We start from the raw sequence: 24,112 nt of genomic DNA, 5'->3' as shown, positions 1-24,112 counted from the left end.
CTGGCCAATGCTGCGCGAAACCGGATCGGGCAGGCGGAGAGGCACGTACTGATGGCATGGCTGGCAGCGGGCGAGGGGTACGAAATCGCCCTGATCGACGGAAAGGTGGCGGCTCGGTCCACCACCGGGCGGGCTGCGGGGCGGCAGTTGAAGTCCCTGCCCAAGGCCCTGCGCGAGCACCCCGAGGTGGACCGGCTGCGCCGGCTCGCCGAATGGCTCGACCGGCACGAGGCGGCCTGCACCGCGCAGGTCGACGCGTGGATGGTGTCCTCGCTGCCCGTCCCGACCGCGCTCCTCGCGAGCGTCTGGCAGGACGAGGCCTGGCAGGGCGCGCTGCGCGACACGGCCGTCGTCGGCGACGACCCGGACGAGGTCGGCTTCCTCCGCGACGCGACCTCCTCCGGCGAGCTGAAGGTCGTCAACCTGGACGGCGAGACCGTACGGCTCTCGCCGCGCACCGTCACCCTGCCGCACCCGGTGCTGCTGCCCGACCTGGACGACGTACGCGACTTCGCGGCCGAACTCGGCATCGTGCAGCGCGTCGAGCAGATCCACCGGGCCACCTGGCACAAGCCGGAGGGGCTGGAGGACAAGGCCACCGAGGTCCGCGACTACGCGGGCGGCGTCTTCCCCCACCGCTTCGGCCTCGCGGCCCGCGCCACCTCGCTCGGCTACCGGGTCTCCGGCGGCTACGCCACCTGCGCGGTCCGCGACTCGGGGCGCGGCGTGGAGGCTGCCGTCTGGATCGGGGAGCCCTACTACGACGCCGAGACCGCGACGGGTGCACTGACCTGGCACGACGCGGACGGCCGGACGGTCCGCCTGGCCGAGGTCGGCCCGGTCGCCTGGTCCGAGGGGATGCGCATGGCCGCGGCGCTCTACGCCGGCCGCAAGATCGAAGAGGGCAAGGACGCGTGATGACGACCACGACCACCACCACCACGACCGCGACGACCGCCACCACCGCCCTCCGGGCCGAACAGCTCCTGAAGGCGGGCGCCGTCCTCCCGGTCGGCACCCCCGACGCCGGCCCGTCCGCCGTCGACCTGACCGCCCGCGCCTACCGGCACCCCGCCCTGCCCGAAGGCCGCGTCGTCGTCCGCCTCGCCGCCGCCGAACTGGGCCCGGCCGAGGACCTGGCCGCCGGCTTCCTCGGGCTCGTCCCCGACGCGGCCGAGCCGCCCGTCGTCGGCCTCGGCCAGCGCCAGGCCCTCGGCTTCCCCGAATGGGTCCTCGTTCACCACCCCGAGGACGGCCACCACGCCCTCGCGGTCGTCCCCGAACTCGACCGGGTCGCCCGCCAGGCCAAGAACAAGCCCAAGGCCGCCCTCGACGCCTGCCACGAACTCGCCGGCCGGCTCGCCGCCGCCGTCCCGCACTTCCTGCCCGTCTTCTACGAGCAGGCCGCGCGCCTCTTCCTCGCCGTCGAGAACACCACCTACGCCGCCCAGCTGTTCGGCCGCGCCCGCGACGCCGAGGCCCAGCACGGCCTCGCCGTCGACGAGGACCGCCTCGACGCGGTCTTCCTGGAGTTCGCCCTCGTCGGCGCCCTCCCCGTGAAGGTCCTCACCGGCTACGCCAAGGCGCTCTCCGCCCGCGTCGGCCCCGAGGAGGCCCACGCCCGCTTCGTGCGCCTGTGCGTGCGCCGCACCGCCGGCGGCCTGCCGCCGTCCGCGCAGGCCGCGACCGAGCTCCGCCGCCTCGCCCGCGCCGCCGGGATCACCGGGAACCGCGCCGAGCAGGACTACCTGGCCGAACTGCTGCCGCTGCCCGCCACCCTGCGCGCCGCGTACGGCTGGTGGAAGGCCCACCGCACCGCGCTCGTCGCGCTCGCCCGGCGCGAGCCCGCCGTCCGCGGCACCCTGCTCGAACTGATGCCGCCGGGCGGTGACGGCGACCTCACCGACCTGTGGCTGGAGGTCCTGGAGGAGTCCGGGGCGACCGCCGGCCTCATCGACGCAGGGCTGCCCGCCGAAGAGCGCTGCACCGACGGCACCTCCGGCTGGCTGGAGCGCTTCCACGCCGCCCGCCACAGCGGCTGGGGCCGCCGCCCCGCCCTGCCTGCCCTCCTCGACCTGGTGGAGCGGGCCGCCGACCGGCTGCGCGCCGAAACCTCGGCGCCGGACCGCGAGGCCGGCCTGCGGATCGGCGCCCAGGACGTCGACCTCCTCGACCTGCTGCTGTCCCTCGGCATCCCCGTCGCCGACCCCGAGGAGGACGGCACGAAGCAGCGCCGCCACCACCGGGACAGGAACATGAACCTCGCCGACTGGGCCGCCGGCGACACCCGCCGCGACCTGGTCGCGCTCGCCGCCGACCCGCGCTTCCGGCCCGCCTTCCAGCGCGCCGCGTACGCCTTCAACGACGCGCAGAGCGGGGCGGACGCCATGCGCCGGCTCGCCGCCGCACCCGGCGGCCGCACCATGCTCACCGACTGGATGCAGGAGGTCGCCGCCCGCTCCACCGCCCCCGGCCTGCCCCGCCTCCCCGACGCCATCCAGCGCCTGTCCTGGCTGCCCGCCGAGGCCCTCGAACTGGCCCGCGACGGCGTGGCCGCCGCGGCCGCCGCCGACCTCGGCGAGATCACCGCCCGCACCCTGCGCAGCGGCCTCTTCGAGGAGCTCTCCTGGCCGGCCTGGGAGACCGCCCTCGCCGAGCTGCAGCCCGCCCGCACCACCCGGCACGGCGACTCCCTGACCGTCGTCGAGGCCTGGCCGTACCTGATCGTCGCCAACGAGCGGCAGGTCCGCGTCATCGACGCCGACTCCACCGTCCTCACGCACGACCTGCGCGCCCCCGCCGGCAACGCCTACCGCCACGGCTTCCACTACGTCGACGGCGCCCTGCTCGTCTTCTGGTCCTCCTGGAACACCAGCGAGGTCAAGGGCTACTGGCACACCGACCCCGCCAACGTCTTCACCGTCGGCGGCGACCGCAACCACTGGTCGCTGCGCTCCGCCGACGTGAGCCTGCCCCTGCCCGGCGGCGGCCGCACCACCGGCGGCGGCATCCTCCACGCCGGCGACACCGCCCTCCCGCCCGAGCGGCCCGTGCTGTGCGACGGCACCTCGTACTGGGTGTGGCAGCGCCGCGAGCAGGAGAACGGCGGCGGCTGGTGCGAGTACGACCCCGCCGACGGGGCCCGCGGCCGCTTCTCGCAGCCCGCGTTCCTCGCCGACGCCCTGCGCGGCCACCCCGCCGACAGCACCCTCTCCGCCGGCGCCGCCTGGCTGCGCCCCGCGCCCGCCGTCGACGGCTCCGCCCTCGGCCCCGCCGCGGACGGGCTCCTCGGCTGGCACGCCGTCCGCATCCCCGGCCAGGGCTGGTACGGCCGCGACACCGCCGGCCGCAGCGTCCGCCTCCCCGAGGACCGCGGCATGCCCGTCGCCGCCCTCGCCGTCCCCGGCGACGACCGGCCGCGCGCGCTGACGCAGAACTGGCGCACCCTGTCCATCACCGACCCGGACGGCGTCGTCACCACCGTCACCGGCGGCGACCACCGCAGCGACGGCTTCTCCACCGGAGTCGTCCAGCTGCCGCCGCTGCCCTTCTGGTACGCGCTGCGCCCCCGCGACCCCGAGGGCTCCGCCGCCCTGCGCGCCGCCGGCGCCGACACCGCCGCCGCGCTGATGAAGGCGGTCGCCACCGCCGAGAGGACCGAGGACCTGCCCGACCTGGTGCGCGCGGTCCTCCCGCAGGTCACCGACACCAAGCTGATCGCCGGCATCATCGAGGTCGCGCGGTTCGCCCTCAAGCAGCAGCGGGCGCTCGACGCGATCGCCGCCCGCCTCAACCCCGGCGAGGCCGAGCCCGCCCGGCCCGCCGAGCCGGCGGGCCCAACGGACCAGCTCCTCGCGGGCGCCCTGCGCGGCGTCATCGGCAGCGGCTACTACCACTGGAACGCGGACCGGGACGTCGCCCACCGCTTCCTGCACCGCCTCGCCGCCGCGGCCGCCGACACCGGCGCCGCCCCCGTACCGGGCCGGCTGCACTTCGACGCACCCGCCCTGGACCACTCGGGCCTGCCGTTCACGGCGATGCTCGACCACCCCGCGGCAATCGCCTACCGGGCCGTCGGGCCCGCCGCGAACGACGCGCAGCGGGCGGCCCTGTGCACCGTCCTCGCGCAGATCGACGCCCTCGGACTGGCCTCCGCCCAGGAGTCCGCCGACCGCTGGCGCCGCGTCCGCGTCCACCTCGACGACCGCCACCTCACCACCCCCGACGGCCGGGACCGCAACGTGTCGCACCGCAGCGTGCTCCCGCTCGGCGGCGGAGCCGCCCTCGGCATCACCGAGGACACCGAAGCCGTGCCCGGCGGGCGCGTGTTCGGGGCCCTGCTGTACGACCCGTCCGGCCGGTTCACCGTCCCCGGCCCGTACACGCCGAGCGGCGAATCCCCCCTCGGCGACCGCCACCGCGCCCCCGCCTGGCTGGCCGCCTTCCTCACCGAGGCCGCCGCCCGCGGGCCGGCACCGCTGCACCCGGAAGCCGCCGACGAGTTCGCCCGCCTCACCGGCGTCACCGCGACCGCCGCACGGCTGCTGATCGCCGGCCTGCCCAACATCGACAGCTACGAGCACCACTTCCTGCCCGCCGAACTCCGCACCGCCCTCGGCATCAAGGCCGCCGACGCCAAGATCGCCCGCAACCAGCTCAAGGCCGTACCGCTGGAGGTGCGGCGCGAGGTCGTCGCGGCGCTGCTGCCCGCCGACCCGGCGCGGCTGTGGACCGACGGCCCGGACGCGGCCGCCGCCGCGGAGGTCTGGAACCGCCGCGTCGGCCGCCGCACCCCCGTCCCCGAGTGGCTGCTCGCCGAGGCGAACCGCGCCGTGCGCACCGCCGGCGCCGTGCACGACGCGCTGGGCGACGTCCTCAACCCCGGCGAGTCCGCCGTACTGGGCACCGACACCGCGTGGAAGGTCAACCGCGACCGCGTCGAGCCCTGCGACCCGAACGGCCCGGCCTTCACCTCGGCCGTGCTGACCACCACCCTCGGGCTGACGGCATGGCTCGCCCACCGGCTGCCCGCCGGCGACCCCATGCGGGCCGCCCTGCCGAGCGCCCTGACCGCCGTCCGGGGCCGCCTCGCCGCCCCCGGACTCCTCCTCGACCTCGGCTACTACGCCGACCTGCCCGGCTTCCGCAAGGCGGCCGGCACCCCCACCGAGACGGGCGAGGGCTACGAGCGGTACGGCGCCGTCGTCATGGCCACCCACGACGACCGCCCGCGCCCCGCACTGCGCACCAGCCTCCTCGACTCCACCGGCTCCGACCCGTACCTGCCCGCCCTGCGCGGCGACGACCAGGCCGAGACCTCGGTCGAGGCGGCGCTGCGGTGCGTCCGGGACCCGCGGTTCGCGGCGCTGCTGGCCGATCCGGGGGCGCCGGCGGCGGGCGGTGCCGATGCCGGGGGGACGTGGTGGCCGCAGGATCCGGGGCGTTCGGTTCCGGAGGTGGTGGCCGCCGTGCAGGAGGCGTGCGGCCTGGGTGCGGATGCGGCGGTGCTGTACCTGATGCTGCTGGCGATGCCGGACCCGACGGACCGGAACACGGTGCGCTGGACGGGCTGGAAGCCGGCCCGGATGAAGGCGGCGCGGGCGGAACTGGGGGCGACGGACCTGGTGGTGACGGCCGGCCGGACCCGGGCGGGGCGCACGCTGTTCCTGCCCGGCGGCTGGGCCGAGATGCACACCCCGGTCCTGCCGCTGGAGCAGTGGAAGCTCCCGCTGTACGGCCTGGCCGCCGGCGCCCGCCCCGCCCTGGGCGTCCTCGTCCCGGCCGAACCTGTCGCCGACCTGTACCGGCGGGCCTGGCAGCGGGTCGCCGACGGCGACGCCCCCCGCTTCGAGCAGCTCAAGGTCAAGCGCACCCGCGCACGCCGCCGCTGACCGCAGGCCCCCGCGGGCCGAGAACCGCCGCCGGGCCGGCTGCCGTCCCTTCACGAGGACGTCAGCCGGCCCGGCGGGCCGCCCCGCATCCCGGGCCCGCCCCTTCTTCCCGCTCCCCTCCCCGACGTTCCTTCTTCCGATGTCTCCCACGTACCGAGGACCCGCCATGACCACCACCGCCACCCAAGAACCGCCCGCCCCGGCCCGCCAGACGCTGCCCGCCGAGGAGCGGTACGCCGACGAACTCGCCTTCCTCGCCGCGCAGGACACCGGCCCCCGCCCGCCCGGCTGGGCGCTCACCCCGCGCGCCGTCGTGACCTTCGTCTGCGGCAGCGACGGCGAGGAGCTCACCCTGCGCGGGCGCCGGACCGGACTGCCCGCCAAGATGAAGATCGCCCCCAAGTTCGTCGGGGAGCGCGCCCTCGTCGAACGCTGCGTCGTCACCCTCGCCGGCGAGCGCGGCCTGCTCCTGACCGGCGAGCCCGGCACCGCCAAGTCGATGCTGTCGGAGCTCCTCGCCGCCGCTGTCAGCGGCACCAGCTCCCTCACCGTGCAGGGCACCGCCGGCACCACCGAGGACGCCTTCCGCTACGGCTGGAACTACGCCCTCCTCCTCGCCCAGGGCCCCACCCCGCAGGCACTCGTCGACTCCCCGGTCGTGTCCGCCATGCGCACCGGCCGCGTCGTCCGTGTCGAGGAGATCACCCGCTGCCTGCCCGAGGTACAGGACGCGCTGGTGTCGATCCTGTCCGACCGGCGCGTCAGCGTCCCCGAACTGACCGCCACCGAGGACGCCGTGGTCAGCGCCGCCCCCGGCTTCACGGTCATCGCCACCGCCAACCTCCGCGACCGCGGCGTCTCCGAGATGTCCGCCGCCCTCAAGCGGCGCTTCAACTTCGAGACCGTCGACCCCATCGCCGACGCGGACGCCGAGGCCACCCTGATCCGCCGCCAGGCCGTCGCGGCCGTGCAGCGCGCCGGCGCCTCCTTCGGCGTCGACGACGCCGTCCTCGACGCCCTCGTCACCGTCTTCCGCGACCTGCGCTCCGGCCGCTCCGCCGAGGGCTGGGACGTGGAGCGCCCCGGCACCGTGATGTCCACCGCCGAAGCCGTCCAGGTGGCCGCCTCCCTGGGCGTCGCGGCCGCGTACCTGCCGGGCGGCGACGTCCTCGACCTGCTGCCCGGCCATCTCCTCGGCGTGGTACGCAAGGACGACCCCGCCGACCACGGCCGCCTGCTCGGCTACTGGGACGGCCCGGTCCGCCGCCGCGCCGAGGACGGCTCGGCCATGTGGCGCCGCCTGTGGGACCTGCGCGGGAGCCTGCGATGACCACCCTCACCGCGGGCGCGCCGACGCCTCCGGCCGGCCCCGGCCCGGGCGCCGCCGACCCGCGGGCCGCCGTGGACGCCCTCGCCGCGTCCCGGCAGCCCTACCTGCTGGGCGTACGCCACCACAGCCCGGCCCTCGCCGCCGTCGTCCCGGCGCTGCTGGACGCCTCCGGCGCCGAGGCCGTCTGCGTGGAGCTGCCCGCCGACTTCCGGCCGTGGCTGGACCACCTGGCCGACCCCGAGACCGTCGCCCCCGTCGCCCTCGCCGGCACCGGGCGGGGCGGCGGCCTGGCGTTCTACCCGTTCGCCGACTTCTCCCCGGAGCTGGCGGCGATCCGGTGGGCCCGCCGGCACGGCGCCGAGGTGCTGTGCTGCGACCTGCCGCTCGGCGACCCCGGCTGGACCCCCGGGCAGGCCTCGGACGCGGCGCCGGGCGCCGCCGACGGCGACGGCCCGGCCGTGCGCGGGCGTACGTACGCGGACGCGCTCAGCGCCTCCGGCACCGGCCGCGACGGCGACGACATGTGGGACCGCGCCGTCGAGGTGCTCGCTCCGGGCTGCACGCCCGAGGCCGTCCGCCGGGCCGCCCTCGGCGTCGGCTGGGCACTGCGCCAGGACGCCGACGTCCCCGCCGCGGACCTGGCCCGCGAGGCGCGGATGCGCCGCGTCATCGCCGGCGCGGCAGCCGGGGGCAGGCGCGTCGCCGCCGTCATCGGCGCGTTCCACGCGCCCGCGCTCCTCGACGCCGCGCTCCTCGACACCGACGGCGCGGGCACGGGCAGCGGGGACGCCGCCGGGGACGCCGAGGCCGCCGTCACCTCGCTCGTGCCGTACTCCTTCGACCTGCTCGACTCCCGCTCCGGCTACCCCGCCGGCATTCGCGACCCCCGCTGGCAGCAGGCCGTCCTGGAGGCGGGCGGCGACCCCGGGCGGCTCCGCACCGCGGCATCCGACGCGCTCACCGGCCTGTGCCGGGAGCTGCGCCGCGCCGGCCACACCGCCGGCACCGGAGAGGCCGCCGAAGCCCTGCGCCTGGCCTGCGACCTGGCCGCCCTGCGGGGCCTGCCCGCGCCCGGACGCGGCGAACTCCTGGAGGCCGTCACCACCGTCCTCGGCCAGGGCGAGCCCCTCGGCCGCGGCCGGGCCCTGGCCCGCGCCCTCGAAGCCGTGTTCGTGGGCACGGGCCGCGGCCGCATCACCCCGCACGCCCCGCGCTCCGGCCTCGGGCCCGGCGTCGAAGCGGAGCTCACCGAACTGCGGCTGCCCGGCCCACAGGACCCCGCCTCCCGCGAGATCCGCCTCGACCCCCTGCGCTCCCCGCTCGACCGCCGGCGCGAGGTGCTCCTACAGCGCCTCGCCGTCCTCGGCGCCGGATACGGAGAGGCCCTCGACGTGGCCGGCACCGGCGACGGCACCGCGCTCGGCACCAAGTGGCGGCTGAAGTGGACGCCGTCCGTCCCGGCCCGGCTGGACCTCGCCGGGGCCCGCGGCGTCACCGCGGCCCAGGCCGCCGCCGGAACGCTCGGCGAGACCGCCCGCCGGGCCGCCGCCGACGGCGGACCGACCCCGCAGCAGATCCTCGCCGGCCTGGCCGACGCTGCCCGCTGCGACCTGCCCGAACTGGTCGGTGCACGCCTGGAGGAGGCCGCCGCCGTCCTGCCGCAGACCGCGGCCCTGCCCGAACTCCTCGAAGCGCTCGACCTGCTGGAAGGGCTCGCCCGCGGGCACTTCCCGCTGGACTCGGACGGCCTGTGCGAGGCCGCCGGCGCCCTCACCGGCGAACTCGTCGAGGCCGCCGTACGCGCCCTGCCCGGCCTGGCCGGCAGCGAGGACCCCGCCGACGCACGGGCGCTCGTCGCCCTCGCCGACCGGGCCGCCGGCCGCCACCTCGGCCTGCGGATGGACGACGCCCTCACCGCGCTCGCGGCCGACGGCTCCCCCCTGATGCAGGGCGCGGCCCTCGCCGTACGGGTCCTGCTCGACCTCGACCCCGCCGACGGGCTCGGAGCCCGCGCCGCCGGCTGGATCGACGGCGCCTCCACCCTCGAGGCGCGCCGCGCGCTGACGCGCCGTCTGGGCGGGCTGCTCACCGCGGCCGGGCCGCTGCTGCAGTCCTCCGCGGCCGCACTCCTCCCCGTGCTGGACCGCGTCGACTCACTCGCCGACACGGACTTCCTGGACCGGCTCCCGGCCCTCCGCGGCGGCTTCGACACGCTGGCCCCCGCCGCCCGCGAGCGGCTCCTGGCCACCGTCACCGAACGCCTCGGCGACCGCATCGACCTCACCCTCGACGCACCGCCCGCGCTGCTCGCCCTGTGGGCGGCCGCGGACGCCGCCGGAGCCGCCGCCCTGAAGGCCCTCCCGCGTCCGGACCGCCCCGCCCCCGCAGACCCCGCCGCCGCGGACCCGGCCGCCGCCGAAGCCGGCGCACGACCGCCGGCCGCACCGGCAACCGCCGCGTACTCCGCAGCGGACGGGGAGGCGGCTGGCGCCGCCGCCGACGGAGCGCAGGCCGCGGTGCCCGCACCGCCCGCGGACGCGGATCCCGTGGGGACCGGCGCCGCAGGGGACGCCGTACGGCTCGGGCCCGCCGACCGCTGGCGGCTGCTCCTCGGCCGGCAGCGCGACCGGCTCCCCGCAGGCGCCCGCCGGTACGCCCGCGCCCTCGACGAGCTGTACGGCACCGGCCGCGGCGAGGGCTCCGCCGACCTCGACGGCGGCACCGGCGCCGGCTCCGGCACGGGCGGCGGCCAGGACGCCTCCTTCCCCACGGCCCGCGAATGGGCCGAGGAACTGCAGGCGCTCTTCGGCGCGGACGTCCGCGAGGAAGTCCTCGCCGCCGCCGCCGACACCGGCCGCAGCGACGTGCTGACGCAGCTCGACCCCGCGTCCGTACGGCCCTCCGTGGAACTCCTCAGCTCCGTGCTGTCCCTCGCGGGCGGCCTGCCCGAGGCCCAGCTCGCCCGCCTGCGCCCCCTCGTGCGGCGCCTGGTCGACGAACTCGCCAAGGAGCTGGCCACCCGGCTGCGCCCCGCCCTGTCGGGCCTCAACACGCCGCGCCCCAGCCGCCGCCCCGGCGGACGGCTCGACCTGGACCGCACCCTGCGGGCCAACCTGGCGCACACGCGGCGGCTCGACGACGGACGCCTCGTCGTCGTCCCCGAGCGGCCCGTCTTCCACACGCGGGCCCGCCGCGAGGCCGACTGGCGGCTCGTCCTCGTCGTCGACGTCTCCGGCTCCATGGAGGCGTCCGTCATCTGGTCGGCGCTCACCGCCGCGGTCCTGGGCGGCGTACCGACCCTGTCGACGCACTTCCTCGCCTTCTCCACCCAGGTCGTGGACCTCACCGACCGCGTCGAGGACCCGCTGTCGCTGCTCCTGGAGGTCCGCGTCGGCGGGGGCACCCACATCGCCGCGGGCCTGGCCCACGCGCGCTCCCTGATCACGGTGCCGAGCCGGACCCTCGTCGTCGTGGTCAGCGACTTCGAGGAGGGCGCCCCCATCGGCGGACTCCTCGGCGAGGTGCGGGCGCTCGCCGCGTCCGGCGCCCACCTGATGGGCTGCGCCGCCCTCGACGACACCGGAACCCCCCGCTACTCGGTGTCCGTCGCGCGGCAGCTCGTCGCGGCCGGCATGCCGGTGGCCGCCCTCAGCCCGCTCGCCCTCGCCCGCTGGGTGGGCGACCGCCTCCGTGGAGAAACCCGTTGAGTACCGACCTGCTGCCGCCCGTCGCCCCCGAGGTCCTCGCCGAAGCCGTCGAGCACCTCACCGCGCGGCTGCGCAAGAAGCTCGACGCCGCCGTCGAGGGCTGCGCCACGGGCGCGACACCGGCCGAGCGCGCTGCGGACGGCACCGTCACCATCCGGTTCGGCGAGGACGCCGTCGTCACCCTGCGGCCCGGCCCCGGCGGCGCCGTCGACACCCCCGAACGGGCCCTCTGCACCTGCCTGCTCGCGCCCCGCTGCCTGCACCGGGCCGCCGCGCTCGGCGCGGCCCCGCTCGCGGACACACCGGCCGCACCGGAGCCGGAGACGGCGGCAGACCCCGCCCGGCCGGCCGCGACCGCGGCAGCCGCCGCGGCCGACGGCACCGGCGGGCAGGCGGCAACCGCAACCTCCCCGGCAGCCGCCGGCGGCCCCGCGAGCCCGGCCGGCGGGCCGGACGCGCCGCCGCCGGCCCTCAGCGCGGCGCAGGCCGCCGCAGCCGTCGCCCTGTGGCGGGCCGGCGCCGAGGCACTCGCCGCCGGCGCCACCGCCGCCGGGACCGTCGTCCAGGCCGAACTGCTGCGCGCCGCCCACAGCGCCCGCGTCGCCGGCCTGCCGCGCGCCGAGGCCGCCACCCTGCGCCTCGTACGCGGCCTGCGCGCGGCGCGCGAGCGCAGCGGCAGCCACCGCCTCGCCGACCTCGCCGCGTCCTTCCTGGAACTCCTCCAGACCGCCGCCCTGCTGGCTTCCGGCACCGCGGACCCCGCGTGGACGGGCACCTCCCGGCGCAGCTACCGGCAGGGCGGCCACCTGCGGGTGTACGGGCTGTGCCGGGAACCGGTGCTGTCCGCCACCGGATACGGGGGAGTGGTCACCCACCTGCTGTCGCAGGACGGCGGACGCCACTCCCTGTCGGACGTCCGCCCGGGCGGCCTGGCCCGCGCCAAGGGCGCCGGCTCCGCCTCGGTGGTCCTCGGCGGCGCCGCCCTCGACCACGCGGGCCTCGCCCGCGGCGGCCTGCGCATCGCGGGCGCCACCGTCTCGCCCGACGGCCGGCTCGGCGCCGGACGCGGCGTACGGGCCCACCCGATGCCCGGCATCCCCTGGACCGGGGAGCCCGCCGCCGCGCTGTTCGCCCGCCCGGCGGCCGAGGCGGTCGCCGCGCAGCTCGCCGACCCCGACCCGGACGGCGCCGGCCCGGCTCTGCTGGGCTGCGACGTCACGGTGCTCGGCCCGGCAGGCGAGGACCTCCTGGTACGGGAGGACCGCCCCGACGGGCCGGTGCTGCGGCTGCGCGCCGCCCACCCGCACCCCGAACTGCCGCACCTGGAGAACCTCCGCCGGATCGCCTCCCATCCGGGCCTCGCGCTGCGCGTCCTCGGCCGCCCCGACCTCGACCGGGCCGCCACCCTGCGGCCCCTGGCCGTCGGGCCCGTCCCGGGCGCCGCGTACACACTGCGGCTGCCCGACGGGCTGCTGGGCCGCGCCGACCTCGGCTACGACCGCCTCCAGGGCGACAACTTCCCGCCCAGGAGCACCGCCCCGCAGACCCCGCCCGCCGAACCGGGCCCCGACCCGCTGGCCGAATCGCCGCTCTGGCGGGCCGACCGGCTGCTGGAGTCGGGCGTCGCGGGAGGCCGCCGGGCCGTCGCCGAGGCCGGGCGCGGGCCCGAGCCGCTCGCCGCGTACGGGCCGCTGCGCAGGGCCGGGTTCACCACAGCGGCCGAACTGGCCGCGGACCTCGCCGCCGAGGCGGACCGCCGGCCGCGCGACGCGTTCGGCCGCCTCACCGACCCGTCGGCCGACGCCTACGCCTGGGCGTGGCTGGCCGCGGCCACCCACCTGGCCGCGGCCCGACGGGCCCTGGTGGCCGCCTCCTGGGACTGAGCCCGCACCTCAGCGGCAGCCGCGCAACCAGGCGTCGACGCGGGCGAAGTCCGCGTCCCGCAACCCGAACCGCGCGTCGACGCGGTGCAACAGGGCCGGGCCTGGGTGGCACTCGCCCACCCAGGCCCGGTCCGCCTCACGGATCTCGTCGTCAACCCAGACGAACGGCCGCCCCGCCGCCCAGGCGAGCAGCGACGGCAGCTTCCAGTGCCCGGAACGCCCCCCGCCGTGCTCCCACCGCACCACGGGCAGCACCGGCAGTCCGAGCCGCGGCCCCACGACGGCGTTGGCGTCGTCCGACCAGGTGGTCGCCCACACCAGCCGCCCGGGCAGCGCCGACAGCCGCGCCCCCAGCGCAGGATCAAGCCGCGCAAGCAGCGGATTCCCCTCGTCGGCCGGGCCGTACGCGGGATACCCCCCGGGCAGCTCCTGTTCCGAAGCCCCGAACGGAATCAGCGGCCCGTCGACATCAAGAAACACGATCGGCTCGGTTGCATCCATCCCGCCATGATCACCGAACCGCCGCGGGACGTGCAGGCCCCCTGCAACGCCCGGTTCGCTACGAGCCGCTCGGACGGGCTCGGACGTGGACGCGTTCGCTCTGGGGGCCGAAGAGGCTGAGGAGTTCGACCGTGGCGTCGCCCGTGCTGCCGAACCAGTGCGGGAGGCGGGTGTCGAACTCCGCCGCCTCGCCCGGGCGGAGGAGCAGGTCGCGTTCGGCGAGGACCAGGCGGAGCGTGCCGCTGAGGACGTACAGCCACTCGTAGCCCTCGTGCGTGCGGAGGTCGGGGTTCCTGCGGGTGGGCGGGATGACCATCTTGAAGGCCTGGAGCCCGCCCGGGTTCTGGGTCAGCGGGACGATCGTCGCCCCGTGCCGGCGGATCGGCTTCAGGCGGACCCGCGGATCGCCGACCGGCGGCGCGCCGACGAGCTCGTCGAGCGGGACCCGGTAGGCGCGGGCCAGCGGCAGCAGCAGCTCCAGGTTGGGGCGGCGGGCCCCGGATTCCAGCCGGGACAGGGTACTGACCGAGATGCCGGTGGTGTCGGCCAGCGCGGTCAGGGTGATGCCGCGGTTCTTGCGCAGGGCGCGCAGCCGCGGGCCGACGGAGGCCAGGACCGCTGCGTCGTCGTTCGCCATGCCGGCAAGCCTAGGGTCTGTCCGGCGGACCCGGCCGTTCCGCCGGACGGGTCCGGGGGTCAGCGGCCCAGCAGACCCCGTACGAACGCCGCCTGCCCGGCGTGCTGGAGGTCGTCGGCCAGGATGCTCACGAGCCGCACGCCGAGGGTGACCGGCGGGTCCCACCGCTTGTCGACGATCCGCTCCAGGTCGGCGGCGGCGAGCCCGCGGAGGAAGGCCGCGCTCTGCTCGTGGACGGCATCGTGGTAGCCGAGCAGCAGGTCGCCGGAGTCGACCCGGACCGTGCCGGCCTCCCGTGCGGTGTGGCCGTACCCGGTGGAGTCGGCGGGCAGCGGCAGTGCGAAGCGGCCCGCCCAGTCCTGCGCCGTCCAGACCTGCTCCTGCCCGGAGGCGTCGGCGATGTGGTCGTCCTGTACCCGGCTCAGGTGCCACACCAGCCAGGCGATGGAGTTCGCGTCCGGGCCGGTCCGCATGTTCAGCTCCTCGGCCGACAGCCCGTCCACCACCTCGTGCACCACCTCCCGGATCCGCCCGTACCCGTCGGCCAGTACCTGCGTCGCCTTCATCCACCGTCCCCAGACGTGTTCTCGAACCGTGCCCGCGCCCGTGCCGCCGTACGGCGCACCGGCCGGGAGCCCCGCGGGGCACGCCGGCCGGTGGCCCGGACGGCGCTGCGCTACATGGGGTCCATACCCCGGTCGTCGATCCGGCTCTCCTGCTCGCTCTGCTCGCGCAGGCGCCGCGCCTTGTCCTGGAGGCGGCGGCGCTCGTCCGGGTCGCCGGAGCGTTCGGCCGCCTGCTGCAGCTCCTGTGCCTTCTCGCGCAACTGCCGGACCCGGCCGCCGGATTCGCCTGTAACGCCCATGATCACTCCTCGTGTGTGGGGGAAGGAGGGCGGACCCAGCGAAACAGCCGCGCCGCGGGGCCGCATCTCGAACCGCCGCCGACGGGTGAGGGGCCGCCGGGGCCGGTTCCCCCGTTTGCCCGCCGCGGATGGCGCCGTTCGGCCGTGTCCTCGTGAATGGGAACGGGCGTGCGCATCCATATGGCGCACGCTGACCGGCGCGCACTACGCAGACCCGCGCGTCGGCGAACGGAGCTTCAGATGAACGACCCTGACCCCATGACGCTCGCGGCGGCGCAGCCCGCCGGTCCCCGCGAGCCTGCCGCCACCGACGAATGGGCAGACCACGAGACAGGCGACGGCACCGGCCCGGCGGCCGCCGAGCCGATACGGACGCTGCTGGAGACGGCGGGCACCTGCCGGCCGCTGGAGGAGGTCGCCGAGCTGGTCAGCCTCCTCAAGGAGACGGGCCAGCACCCGGACCGCGGGCACCAGGCGCTGCGCGCGGCGGCCGTGGCGCGGCCCGTGCACGAAGTGCGCGAGATGGTCGCCCTGCTGGACGACGCCGCCGGAGAAGGGCCCGAGAAGGACGTCACGTTGCGCGCCGCCGCCGTGGGTCGGCCCGTCGAGGACGTCGCCCTGCTCGTCAGCATCCTCGGGACGGACGGCGGCGGCAGCGCTGCCGCCGCTCCCGCGCGTCCGTACGGCCGCCCCGCCGCGGCCCCGGCGGGGGCCCCTCGGGGCCGCCCCCTCGACCCCGCCGCGGACCGGGACTCGGACCCCGCCGCCGGCCGGGCCGCGGACGGGTCCGCGCAGCCCGCGCACGTGCGGGCGCGGCGGCTGCGCCGCGTGCTGCGGCGGCCCGTGGCGGCAGTGCTGCTGCTCTGCGGCGCCCTCCACCTGCCCGGTGACCCGGCGGCGGTGCCGGCCGCGGGGCCGGCGGCCCTGCTGCCGCTGCTCGCCGCCCTGCTCGGCCTGGGCTTCGGGGCGCTGCTGGCGGTACGGGGCGGCGACGCTGCCTGGCGGGCCGGTGCCGCCGCGGCGGTCGGGGTCGTCGCCCTGCACGTGGTCGGCGGGGTCAGCGGCCTGGACCCGCTGCTGGGCGCGGTGAGCGCGCCGCTGCCCTGGGCGGGCGCCGCGGCGGTGCTGTGCGCGGCGGTCGCCGCGCTGTCGGCGGGGCTGGCGTTGGCCGCCCGGGCGCCGAGGGCGCGGGCGGGGGCGCGCGGCTGACGCTGGGGGGTGAGCCCGCGGGGGCGGAGCTGCGCACGCGCCGGCTCCGCCCCCGCGACCATGCCCCGGGGGCCCGAGCGGCCGAGCCGCGCAAGGGCACCTCGCGACGACGCCCGGCGCACGCGGTGGGGCGGGCCGGATTCGAACCGGCGTCATTCCTCTTTGCGAGAGGATGCGACGACCTCTGCGCTACACGCCCACACCGCGGCGGCGGACAGCCTACGCCGCTCGCCCCCGCCCCGGCGGCCGGCGGGTGCGGGTCCAGGCCAGGAGGTCCTCCGCGGACCACGTGTTGACCACCCGGTCCGCCGGGACGCCGCATTCGGCGGCCCGTTCGCAGCCGGTGAGCTGCCAGTCCAGTTGGCCGGGGGCGTGGGCGTCCGTGTCGACGGCGAAGAGGGTTCCGGCCTCCACGGCGAGCCGCAGCAGCCGGCGGGGCGGGTCGAGCCGCTCGGGCCGGCTGTTGATCTCGACGGCGGTCCCGGCCTCGGCGCAGGCCGCGAAGACGGCCTCGGCGTCGAACCGGGACTCCGGCCGGGTCCGCCCGGTCACCAGCCGCCCGGTGCAGTGCCCCAGGACGTCCATCAGCGGGTTCGCCACGGCGGTCAGCAGCCGGCGCGTCATGGCGGGCCCGTCCATCCGCAGCTTGGAGTGGACGGACCCGACGACGACGTCCAGCCGGTCCAGCAGCTCCGGCTCCTGGTCGAGGGAGCCGTCGAGGAGGATGTCGCACTCGATGCCGGTCAGCAGCCGGAACGGCGCCCACCCGGCGTTCAGCTCGGCCACGGCGTCGAGCTGCTCGCGCAGCCGCTCCGCCGTCAGACCCCGGGCGACCGCCAGGCTCGGCGAGTGGTCGGTGAGGACGGCCCACTCGTGGCCCAGCGCGGCCGCGGCCCGGCCCATCGCCTCGATCGGGCTGCCGCCGTCCGACCACTCCGAGTGCAGGTGGCAGTCGCCGCGCAGGGCCGCGCGCAGTGCGAGGGCGGCGGGGGAGGCGGGCGGCCCGGCGGGATGCGCCGCGGCCTCGTCCTCCAGCTTCTGCAGGTATCCGGGAACGGCCCCGCCGAGGGCTTCGAGGACGACCTGGGCGGTCTTCGGGCCGATGCCCTTGACGTGCTCCAGGGTCCCGGCCGCCGCCCGCCGCGCCACGTCGTCGGGACCCAGGCCGGCCAGCGCCGCTGAAGCGTTGCGGAAGGCGCGGACCCGGTACGTCGGTGCCTGTGCCCGCTCCAGCAGGAACGCGATCCGATCCAGCGCCGCGACCGGGTCCATCGGAAACCTCCCTGTTTCCTCCCAGTCTGACCCGGTTCGCGGCCCTGCGCCCTGCTCCTGTACCCACCAGTAGGGTTCTCCAAGGACCACTTTGGGAGGTCATAAGTTCTGGTTATGGGGTCATAAACGGGGGGCGGGTGTCGGGTAAGGGTGTCCTTAGCTTAGGGTTCCCAGTGATCCACACTTTTTCGGTCGAAGGGAACCTGTCATGCCTCGCCCCCTGCGGGTAGCAATCGTCGGAGCCGGCCCCGCCGGCATCTACGCCGCCGATGCGCTGCTGAAGTCCGAGGCCGCCGCCGAGCCGGGTGTGTCCATCGACATCTTCGAGCGGATGCCCGCCCCCTTCGGCCTGATCCGGTACGGCGTCGCCCCCGACCACCCGCGGATCAAGGGCATCATCACCGCCCTCCACCAGGTCCTCGACAAGCCGCAGGTCCGCCTCTTCGGCAACGTCGACTACCCGGGCGACATCACCCTCGACGAGCTGCGCTCCTTCTACGACGCCGTCGTCTTCTCCACCGGCGCCACCGCCGACCGCGCGCTGCCCATCCCGGGCGTCGACCTGGACGGCTCCTACGGCGCGGCCGACTTCGTCTCCTGGTACGACGGCCACCCGGACGTCCCGCGCACCTGGCCGCTGCACGCCGAGAAGGTCGCCGTCCTCGGCGTCGGCAACGTCGCCCTCGACGTGGCCCGCATCCTCGCCAAGACCGCCGACGAGCTGCTCCCCACGGAGATTCCGGCGAACGTCTACGACGGCCTGAAGGCCAACAAGGCCGTCGAGATCCACGTGTTCGGCCGCCGCGGCCCCGCCCAGGCCAAGTTCAGCCCCATGGAGCTGCGCGAGCTCGACCACTCGCCGAACATCGAGGTCATCGTCAACCCCGAGGACATCGACTACGACGAGGGCTCCATTGCCACCCGGCGCGCCAACAAGCAGGCCGACATGGTGGCGAAGACCCTGGAGAACTGGGCGATCCGCGACACCGGCGAGCGCCCGCACAAGCTGTTCCTGCACTTCTTCGAGTCGCCCGTCGAGATCCTCGGCGAGGACGGCAAGGTCGTCGGCCTGCGCACCGAGCGCACCGAGCTCGACGGCACCGGCAACGTCAAGGGCACCGGCCAGTTCACCGACTGGGACGTCCAGGGCGTCTACCGGGCCGTCGGCTACCTCTCCGACGAGCTGCCGAAGCTGCCGTGGGACGTCGAGTCCGGCACCGTCCCGGACAAGGGCGGCCGCGTCATCGAGAACGGCGCGCACCTGCAGTCGACGTACGTCACGGGCTGGATCCGCCGCGGCCCCATCGGCCTCATCGGCCACACCAAGGGCGACGCGAACGAGACCGTGGCCAACCTCCTCGAGGACCACGCCGCGGGCCGCCTGCACGCGCCGGCCGAGCCCGCCCCCGAGGCCGTCGAGGCCTTCCTCGCCGAGCGCGAGGTGCGCTACACGACATGGGAGGGCTGGTACCGGCTCGACGCCGCCGAGAAGGCGCTGGGCGAGCCCGAGGGCCGAGAGCGCATCAAGATCGTCGAGCGTGAGGACATGCTCCGCGCGAGCGGCGCGTAACTCCCGTCCCGGGCCCGGGACCCGCCGCCGGCGGCCCCGGGCCCGCGCGCACCCGTACGCCGCACCGCCCGACGCCGCCCCCGTACGCCGCGGCCGGGCCCGGCCCGCAGGAGGGCCGGCCGGTCCGCCGGAACACCTGCACCGGGCGCCGCGCCGCCGCTACCGTGGCCGCCATGAGTGCCGATGACCTCAGTCCCGAGGACGTGTGGCCGCTTCCCCCGGCCTGGATGTTCGGCTGCACCAAGTGCGCCCGCCTCTACCGCTCGATGATGGAGATACAGGAGGCCGCGGCGGAACTCTGGCTCACGGGCGGGCAGGGCGTCGACTGGGACCCCGCCGACAGGGGGCCCGGCTCCCGCATACGCCTCGCCCGCCACATGGCCCTCACCCACCCGGACCTGCTCCCCGACTGGGCGCCGGCGTGCGCCCGGTGCGACGAACACCGGCGCAGGGTCGAGAACACCGCCGCGTCGGACCTGGCGGCCGGTGCGCTCCTCGTCGGAGCCGAGCACCGGGCGGCGCACCTCTTCGTCCCGCCGCGCGGCCTGGACCTCGTCTGAACGGGCTCCCGCCCCGCCGGGCGCCGCCGCGGGACGGCGACCCCGCACGAAAGGACCGACATGCAGGCCCCCCACCGCGGACCGCGCGTGCTGCGCGCCGCCGACCGCGCGGCCGTCGCCTGGAAGAACGGCGGCGGCGTCACCCGCGAGATCGCCGCGTGGCCGCCCGGCGCCGGCATGGAAGGCTTCGCCTGGCGCGTCAGCCTCGCCGACGTGGCCTCCGACGGCCCGTTCTCCGCGTTCCCCGGCGTGGACCGCACGCTCACGCTCGCCGAAGGCGCCGGCATGGACCTCACCGTCGCCGGTGCGCCCCGCCTCGTCGACGAGCGGTACGTCCCGCAGCGCTTCCCCGGGGACGCCCCGACCGACTGCAGGCTCCTCGGCGGCCCTGTCGTCAACTTCAACGTGATGTACCGGCGCGGTACGGCCCCCGCGGACACCGCGGTGGTGCGCGGCTCGCTCGCCGTCTCCTGCGCCCCGGGCGAGACCCTGCTCGTCGTCCCCTTGGAGGGTACGGCCGAACTCGCCGCGGACGGCGCGGCCACCGCCCTCGGCCGGTACGACGCGGCCCTCGCCCGGGGCCCCTTCATTGCGGTCCTCGACAGCCCCGGCCGCACCGCCGTCGTCCGCCTCGGCGACGGGGGCCGGCAGGGCCGCCCCGGGCGGCGGCGCAATTCGGTGGCGGGCGTGCGGGGGCTGTGACAGTCTGCCGCGCGGGCCGGAGGCGCCGGCGCCGACACACCGCACCCGGGAGCCCTCCGTGACACCGCCCACCGCGACGCCGCCCCGACTCGCGCTGCTGCTCGCGCAGTTCGACTTCGCGCGCGAACGCCTCACCGCCCGCCTGAGCGGCCCCGTCATGGACAGTGGTGACGGAGCGGCCACCGCCGTGGACGGCCCGCTCACCGACGGGGAGTGGCTCTGGGAGCCCGTCCCCGGCTGCTGGTCGGTCCGGCGGCGTACCGACGGCCCCGGGCCCCGGGCCACCGCGCTGGCCGGCTGCGGCCCCTGGGGCCGGGACGCCGCCGCCTATCCGCACCCCTGGCCGCCGCCGTTCACCACCCTGGCCTGGCGGCTGAGCCACCTCGCGGAGATGCTGGCCCTGCGCGCCGACCACACCGCCGGCAGCCGCTCCCTCACCCGCGACCGCCACCCCGTCGCCGGCGGCGCCGCCGATGCGGTCGCCGCGTTCGAGGCCGGCGCGGCCGCCTGGCGCGATGCCCTGCTCGGCGTCGACGAGGCCGCCCTCGACACCGTCGGCTACTGCACCTACCCGCACGGCAGCGACGCCGAGGAGCCGTTCGCCGACATCGTCTGGTGGGTCAACCAGGAACTCCTCCACCACGGCGCCGAGATCGCCCTCCTGCGCGACCTCTACCGCGACACCGCCGCCCGCTCCTGACAGCACCCGGAGGGGGCGCCGGCACAGGCAAAGGCCCCCGCCCGGCCGCGCGGGGCCGGGCGGGGGCGGTGGCTGCCTGCGCGGCCCCTCAGAGTCGGCGGGCGCGGGCGCGGCGCAGCAGGAGGCCGACGGCGGCTCCCGCGAGGGCGATCACGGCGACACCCGCCGTGGTCCACCACCACACGCTGCTGTCGTCGCCGGCGGTCCCGGCGCCGCCGCCGTCGGACGGCGATGCGGAGGGCGCGGCCGCGGGGGAATCGCCGGGGGCGGCGACGGAAGGGACGGGCGCCGTGGGCGCCGCCGAGCCGCCGGAGCCACCGGTGCCGGCCGAGGCGTCGGGGGAGGCAGGCGCGCCGGTCCCGCCCGGGCCGCCGGAGGGCGCCGGGTCCACGACCGGTACGGACACCTCGGCGTCGGCCTGCCCGAGCGCCGGGTACCCCACGCGGACGGTCACCTTCCAGGTGCCGGGCGGCAGGGCCTCGGCCGTGTTCCAGACCTTTCGGTCCGGGCCGGGGTCCCGGACCAGCTTCCAGGGGCCCAGGGTCCGGGTGCCGTCGGCGCTGGTCGCGTCGACCGTGCCCGCGACCGCCCCGTCGACGGCGTCCCCGTCGTTCTCCCAGGTGATCTCGGTGGCGACGCGGCCCTGCCGCTCCCCGGTGACCACCACCTTCAGCGTGGAGCCGTGGGCGCGGGCCGGGGCCGGCGAGGCCACGGCCTGGGCCAGGAACAGGGACAGGATCAGGGCCCCGAGTCCGCTGCGGACGGGGAAGGAGCGTCGTGTGCGCATCGTGTGTGGTGCTCCCTGGTGCGGTGGGATGAAGGAGCCGGCGGACGGCCGCAGGGGTGCGGCCGTCCGCCGGCGGAAGGCCGGCCGGGGGAGGATCAGCGGACCTTCTGGACCGTCCAGACCTGGGTGGCGCGGCCGTCGGCCCGCTGGAGGTCGAGCAGCCACGCGCCGTAGTAGGCACGGTTGCTGACCGTCAGGGCGTAGGCGCCGCTCGGGTCGGTGATGGTGGTCGAGCCGCTCTGGGCGTTCAGCTTCCACTTCTGCGTGGCGCCGTTGCCGCACGGCTGCTGCGCGATCCACATGCCCTGCGCGGGGGCTCCGCCCGTCTGGAGGCACTTGCCGGAGACGGAGGACTTGATGCGGAACATCCCGCCGCCCGCGTCCTCGAACAGCCACTGCTGCTGGGCGTAGCCGTTGGCGCGGCCGCCGACGAGGACGGTGCCGTCGGCGCTGCGGCCGCCCCACAGCTCGGCGTTCATGCCGGTGCTGCCGTTGCCGAGGGTGTAGCGGGTGTTGGGGGCGGTCCCGCCGCCGCCGGCGCCGGTCGTCTTGAAGACGGTGGTCTTGCCGGCGCCGCTGTCGCGGCCGGCGCTGTCGCGGACCGAGACGGCGACCTTGTACTCGGTGCCCGGCTGCAGGTTGTAGATGCGCACGGCCTGCGACTGCACCCACGTCAGGTGCTTGCCGCCCAGCAGCACCTGGTACCAGGAGGCGCCGTCCACCTTCGGCCAGCTGACCACGGCCGAGTTCGACTGGATCTGGCCGACCGTCACGGTCGGGCCGCCGCCCGGCTTCTTCGTCGGAGTCGGCGTGGGCGTCGGCTTGGGGTTCGGGTTGGGGTCGGTGGTCCCGCCGCCGTTGCCCTTGCCCTTCATCAGGAACTGGTTGTCGGCGATGTTCCAGTGCGTCGCCAGGTAGCTGCCCGGCTTCGGGTTGGTGTGGAAGTAGTCGTCGTGGTTGCAGTCCAGGATGTTCTCGGACGCCTTGTTGGTGCAGACGTTGCGCATCTTCGGGTAGTACGGCGTGTCCGAGTAGCACATCACGTCCCACTCGTCGGTGCAGTGGGCGCCGCGGCTGGTGTTCGGCGCGCTGTTGTTGACCGCGCCGAGGTTGTGGCCCAGCTCGTGGGCCGCCGTGTGGCCGCCCCAGCAGCCGGTGTCCGTACGGCCGTAGGAGGGGCCGAAGTTGCTCAGGTTGTTCTGGCCGGGGCGCTCGTCTCCCGCGAAGGTGCCGATGCCGCAGTAGACCTGGCTGTCGGCGAAGATCATGTACTTGCGGTCGCGGCGGTCCAGGCCCTTGGCGGCCAGCGCGCGGTTGGTGGCGCTGAAGTCGGCCAGGGCGGAGGCCGGGAGCTCGATGTTGAGCACGGTGGGCGTGCAGTCGGCCGCCGTCACGTAGCGGATGTGGCGGACACCGCCCGTCTCCTGTGCGCTCATCGAGTAGATGAGGTCGGCGTCGGCCGCCCACTTGCGGAAGGAGGCGAAGTACTGGGAGTACCGGTCGCGGTCGGGGCCGTGCACGTACACGACCTGGACGCGGTTGCCGGAGCTGCCGTCGCCGTCGCACTGGACCGTCTGGCCGGCGGGGCCGGCGGCGACGGTCTGGCCGCCGCCCGCGGCAGCGGGGGCGGGAGCGTCCTTGGGCGCCGCCTTGGCGGCCTTTGCGTCGGCGGCGGGCGCGTCCTGAGGACGCCCGCTGCCCTGGGCCGCGGCCTCGGGCTTGGCCGGGTCGGACGCCACGGCCTCGGTCTTGACCGCGGGCGGGACCTCCTTCTTGATGTCCACGTCCTTCGGCGGGGCGTCGGGGCCGTGGCTGCACAGGCCGGTGTCCGTGCGGTACACGCCCACGCACTTGTCGCCCTTGGGCGCCGCCTTCAGGCCGTCGTAGACCATGCCGCGCGCCGGTTCGTTGGCCGGCTCGCTCGGGAGGGCCTCGGGCTCCGCGTCGCGGGCGGGCGCCGCGGCCGGAGTGATCGCTTCCGCGATGCCGTCGGCCTGGACGGTGGTTTCGGCCTGGGCGTCGTCGCCGAGGCCGGAGTACGCGATGCCCCCCGCCATCACCGCCGCCGATGCCAGGGCGGCGGTGAAGAGTATCAACCGGCGCGGCTTGCGCCGGTGTTCGGGCTTGCTTCGACGATGCCTCGTCATGCGCACCTCAAATCCTTGGTCGGAGGAGTGGGTGCGCGGAAGCCTGCCAGACGGGCGCGGTGGAGAATTCGGACAAACGGGAATGCGGCCCGAGATATCTGACTGTTACCTTCGGGTTTGATTTGATGAACAGTCAACTTGCTTGCGCGCAGCGGAAGTTACGCGCGTAGGGGTCCAATGGTCCAGTCCTTTGGCGCCGCGTCGTTATCAAATCGAAATATGCACCAGAGGCTTGTTGACGGCAATTCAGTCAGGGATTCATCTAATTACTACGAACTGAATTCCCCTTGTCACGAGCGGTGAGGAATCCTTCGCTCCGCCTCAGGATCCGCACACCGCCGCCACATCGCG

The 24,112-nt window shown here is 76.4% G+C and carries 17 protein-coding genes and 1 tRNA gene; 10 read left to right on the top strand and 8 right to left on the bottom strand.

Annotation, left to right across the window (positions count from 1 at the left end; all coding sequences use genetic code 11):
• Positions 1-51 precede the first annotated feature (51 nt).
• From MUK52_RS01840 to MUK52_RS01820, 5 genes are all read left to right on the top strand, one after another.
• The gene (locus tag MUK52_RS01840; RefSeq protein ID WP_284574309.1) at positions 52-918 is read left to right on the top strand and encodes a DUF4132 domain-containing protein; all 867 of its coding nucleotides are present in this window, start codon (positions 52-54) and stop codon (positions 916-918) included.
• On the top strand, positions 918-5,891 hold the full coding sequence (locus MUK52_RS01835; RefSeq protein ID WP_284574307.1) for a DNA-binding protein: 4,974 nt from the start codon (positions 918-920) through the stop codon (positions 5,889-5,891). Before MUK52_RS01840 ends, MUK52_RS01835 begins: the two co-directional genes overlap by 1 nt.
• 166 nt (positions 5,892-6,057) lie before the next feature.
• On the top strand, positions 6,058-7,221 hold the full coding sequence (locus tag MUK52_RS01830; protein ID WP_284574306.1) for an ATP-binding protein: 1,164 nt from the start codon (positions 6,058-6,060) through the stop codon (positions 7,219-7,221).
• Positions 7,218-10,928, top strand: coding sequence for a DUF5682 family protein (locus MUK52_RS01825; RefSeq protein WP_284574304.1), 3,711 nt, complete (start codon positions 7,218-7,220; stop codon positions 10,926-10,928). Before MUK52_RS01830 ends, MUK52_RS01825 begins: the two co-directional genes overlap by 4 nt.
• The gene (locus MUK52_RS01820) at positions 10,925-12,811 is read left to right on the top strand and encodes a hypothetical protein (RefSeq protein ID WP_284574303.1); all 1,887 of its coding nucleotides are present in this window, start codon (positions 10,925-10,927) and stop codon (positions 12,809-12,811) included. The genes MUK52_RS01825 and MUK52_RS01820 overlap by 4 nt, the downstream gene beginning before the upstream one ends.
• A 9-nt stretch (positions 12,812-12,820) precedes the next feature.
• Here the strand turns inward: MUK52_RS01820 and MUK52_RS01815 are convergent, their stop codons facing one another.
• From MUK52_RS01815 to MUK52_RS01800, 4 genes are all read right to left on the bottom strand, one after another.
• A complete protein-coding gene (locus MUK52_RS01815) occupies positions 12,821-13,312 on the bottom strand; it encodes an HAD domain-containing protein (RefSeq protein WP_284574302.1) in 492 nt (163 codons plus the stop codon).
• Positions 13,313-13,370: 58 nt separating this feature from the next.
• Entirely contained in the window at positions 13,371-13,949 is a 579-nt protein-coding gene (locus tag MUK52_RS01810) for a helix-turn-helix domain-containing protein (protein ID WP_114055576.1), read from the bottom strand.
• A gap of 59 nt (positions 13,950-14,008) precedes the next feature.
• Positions 14,009-14,515 carry a mycothiol transferase gene (locus tag MUK52_RS01805; RefSeq protein WP_114055577.1) on the bottom strand — a complete coding sequence of 169 codons (507 nt, stop codon included), beginning with the start codon at positions 14,513-14,515 and terminating at the stop codon, positions 14,009-14,011.
• Between the two features lie 110 nt (positions 14,516-14,625).
• Positions 14,626-14,814 (bottom strand): DUF6381 family protein, encoded by a 189-nt coding sequence (locus MUK52_RS01800; RefSeq protein WP_114055578.1) that lies wholly within the window; start codon positions 14,812-14,814, stop codon positions 14,626-14,628.
• A 240-nt stretch (positions 14,815-15,054) separates the two neighbouring features.
• Between MUK52_RS01800 and MUK52_RS01795 the strand changes: the two genes are divergently transcribed.
• Entirely contained in the window at positions 15,055-16,023 is a 969-nt protein-coding gene (locus MUK52_RS01795; RefSeq protein WP_284574301.1) for a hypothetical protein, read from the top strand.
• 126 nt (positions 16,024-16,149) lie between these two features.
• On the opposite strand, the gene MUK52_RS01790 is transcribed toward MUK52_RS01795, so the two are convergent.
• Positions 16,150-16,222 (bottom strand) — tRNA-Cys (locus tag MUK52_RS01790).
• 20 nt (positions 16,223-16,242) lie between these two features.
• Positions 16,243-17,295 (bottom strand): PHP domain-containing protein, encoded by a 1,053-nt coding sequence (locus MUK52_RS01785; RefSeq protein WP_284574300.1) that lies wholly within the window; start codon positions 17,293-17,295, stop codon positions 16,243-16,245.
• A gap of 208 nt (positions 17,296-17,503) precedes the next feature.
• On the opposite strand from MUK52_RS01785, the gene MUK52_RS01780 reads away from it, so the two are divergent.
• From MUK52_RS01780 to MUK52_RS01765, 4 genes are all read left to right on the top strand, one after another.
• Entirely contained in the window at positions 17,504-18,865 is a 1,362-nt protein-coding gene (locus tag MUK52_RS01780) for an FAD-dependent oxidoreductase (protein WP_114055581.1), read from the top strand.
• Between the two features lie 173 nt (positions 18,866-19,038).
• The gene (locus tag MUK52_RS01775) at positions 19,039-19,425 is read left to right on the top strand and encodes a hypothetical protein (protein ID WP_162793195.1); all 387 of its coding nucleotides are present in this window, start codon (positions 19,039-19,041) and stop codon (positions 19,423-19,425) included.
• Between the two features lie 60 nt (positions 19,426-19,485).
• Positions 19,486-20,127, top strand: a complete 642-nt coding sequence (locus tag MUK52_RS01770) for a HutD/Ves family protein (RefSeq protein WP_114055583.1) — start codon at positions 19,486-19,488, stop codon at positions 20,125-20,127.
• A gap of 58 nt (positions 20,128-20,185) precedes the next feature.
• Positions 20,186-20,827: a DinB family protein gene (locus MUK52_RS01765; protein ID WP_114055584.1), complete on the top strand. Its 642-nt coding sequence runs from the start codon at positions 20,186-20,188 to the stop codon at positions 20,825-20,827.
• A gap of 88 nt (positions 20,828-20,915) precedes the next feature.
• Here the strand turns inward: MUK52_RS01765 and MUK52_RS01760 are convergent, their stop codons facing one another.
• Both MUK52_RS01760 and MUK52_RS01755 read right to left on the bottom strand, forming a co-directional pair.
• The gene (locus MUK52_RS01760; protein WP_114055585.1) at positions 20,916-21,614 is read right to left on the bottom strand and encodes a hypothetical protein; all 699 of its coding nucleotides are present in this window, start codon (positions 21,612-21,614) and stop codon (positions 20,916-20,918) included.
• 95 nt (positions 21,615-21,709) lie between these two features.
• A complete protein-coding gene (locus MUK52_RS01755) occupies positions 21,710-23,761 on the bottom strand; it encodes an RICIN domain-containing protein (RefSeq protein WP_246042529.1) in 2,052 nt (683 codons plus the stop codon).
• Positions 23,762-24,112: the final 351 nt, after the last annotated feature.

This window comes from Streptomyces sp. 2P-4 (assembly GCF_030167965.1).
Lineage (GTDB): Bacteria > Actinomycetota > Actinomycetes > Streptomycetales > Streptomycetaceae > Streptomyces > Streptomyces globosus_A.
The sequence above is the reverse complement of the archived record's forward strand: the minus strand, read 5'-3'. Positions and strand labels throughout refer to the sequence as shown.

What these genes read in the sequence shown, in the direction of transcription:
- MUK52_RS01840 (WP_284574309.1), top strand. Translation starts at nt 52, where the DNA reads ATGGCATGGCTGGCAGCGGGCGAGGGGTACGAAATCGCCCTGATCGAC.
- MUK52_RS01835 (WP_284574307.1), top strand. Translation starts at nt 918, where the DNA reads ATGACGACCACGACCACCACCACCACGACCGCGACGACCGCCACCACC.
- MUK52_RS01830 (WP_284574306.1), top strand. Translation starts at nt 6,058, where the DNA reads ATGACCACCACCGCCACCCAAGAACCGCCCGCCCCGGCCCGCCAGACG.
- MUK52_RS01825 (WP_284574304.1), top strand. Translation starts at nt 7,218, where the DNA reads ATGACCACCCTCACCGCGGGCGCGCCGACGCCTCCGGCCGGCCCCGGC.
- MUK52_RS01815 (WP_284574302.1), bottom strand. Translation starts at nt 13,312, where the DNA reads ATGGATGCAACCGAGCCGATCGTGTTTCTTGATGTCGACGGGCCGCTG.
- MUK52_RS01810 (WP_114055576.1), bottom strand. Translation starts at nt 13,949, where the DNA reads ATGGCGAACGACGACGCAGCGGTCCTGGCCTCCGTCGGCCCGCGGCTG.
- MUK52_RS01805 (WP_114055577.1), bottom strand. Translation starts at nt 14,515, where the DNA reads ATGAAGGCGACGCAGGTACTGGCCGACGGGTACGGGCGGATCCGGGAG.
- MUK52_RS01800 (WP_114055578.1), bottom strand. Translation starts at nt 14,814, where the DNA reads ATGGGCGTTACAGGCGAATCCGGCGGCCGGGTCCGGCAGTTGCGCGAG.
- MUK52_RS01795 (WP_284574301.1), top strand. Translation starts at nt 15,055, where the DNA reads ATGAACGACCCTGACCCCATGACGCTCGCGGCGGCGCAGCCCGCCGGT.
- MUK52_RS01785 (WP_284574300.1), bottom strand. Translation starts at nt 17,295, where the DNA reads ATGGACCCGGTCGCGGCGCTGGATCGGATCGCGTTCCTGCTGGAGCGG.
- MUK52_RS01780 (WP_114055581.1), top strand. Translation starts at nt 17,504, where the DNA reads ATGCCTCGCCCCCTGCGGGTAGCAATCGTCGGAGCCGGCCCCGCCGGC.
- MUK52_RS01775 (WP_162793195.1), top strand. Translation starts at nt 19,039, where the DNA reads ATGAGTGCCGATGACCTCAGTCCCGAGGACGTGTGGCCGCTTCCCCCG.
- MUK52_RS01770 (WP_114055583.1), top strand. Translation starts at nt 19,486, where the DNA reads ATGCAGGCCCCCCACCGCGGACCGCGCGTGCTGCGCGCCGCCGACCGC.
- MUK52_RS01760 (WP_114055585.1), bottom strand. Translation starts at nt 21,614, where the DNA reads ATGCGCACACGACGCTCCTTCCCCGTCCGCAGCGGACTCGGGGCCCTG.
- MUK52_RS01755 (WP_246042529.1), bottom strand. Translation starts at nt 23,761, where the DNA reads ATGACGAGGCATCGTCGAAGCAAGCCCGAACACCGGCGCAAGCCGCGC.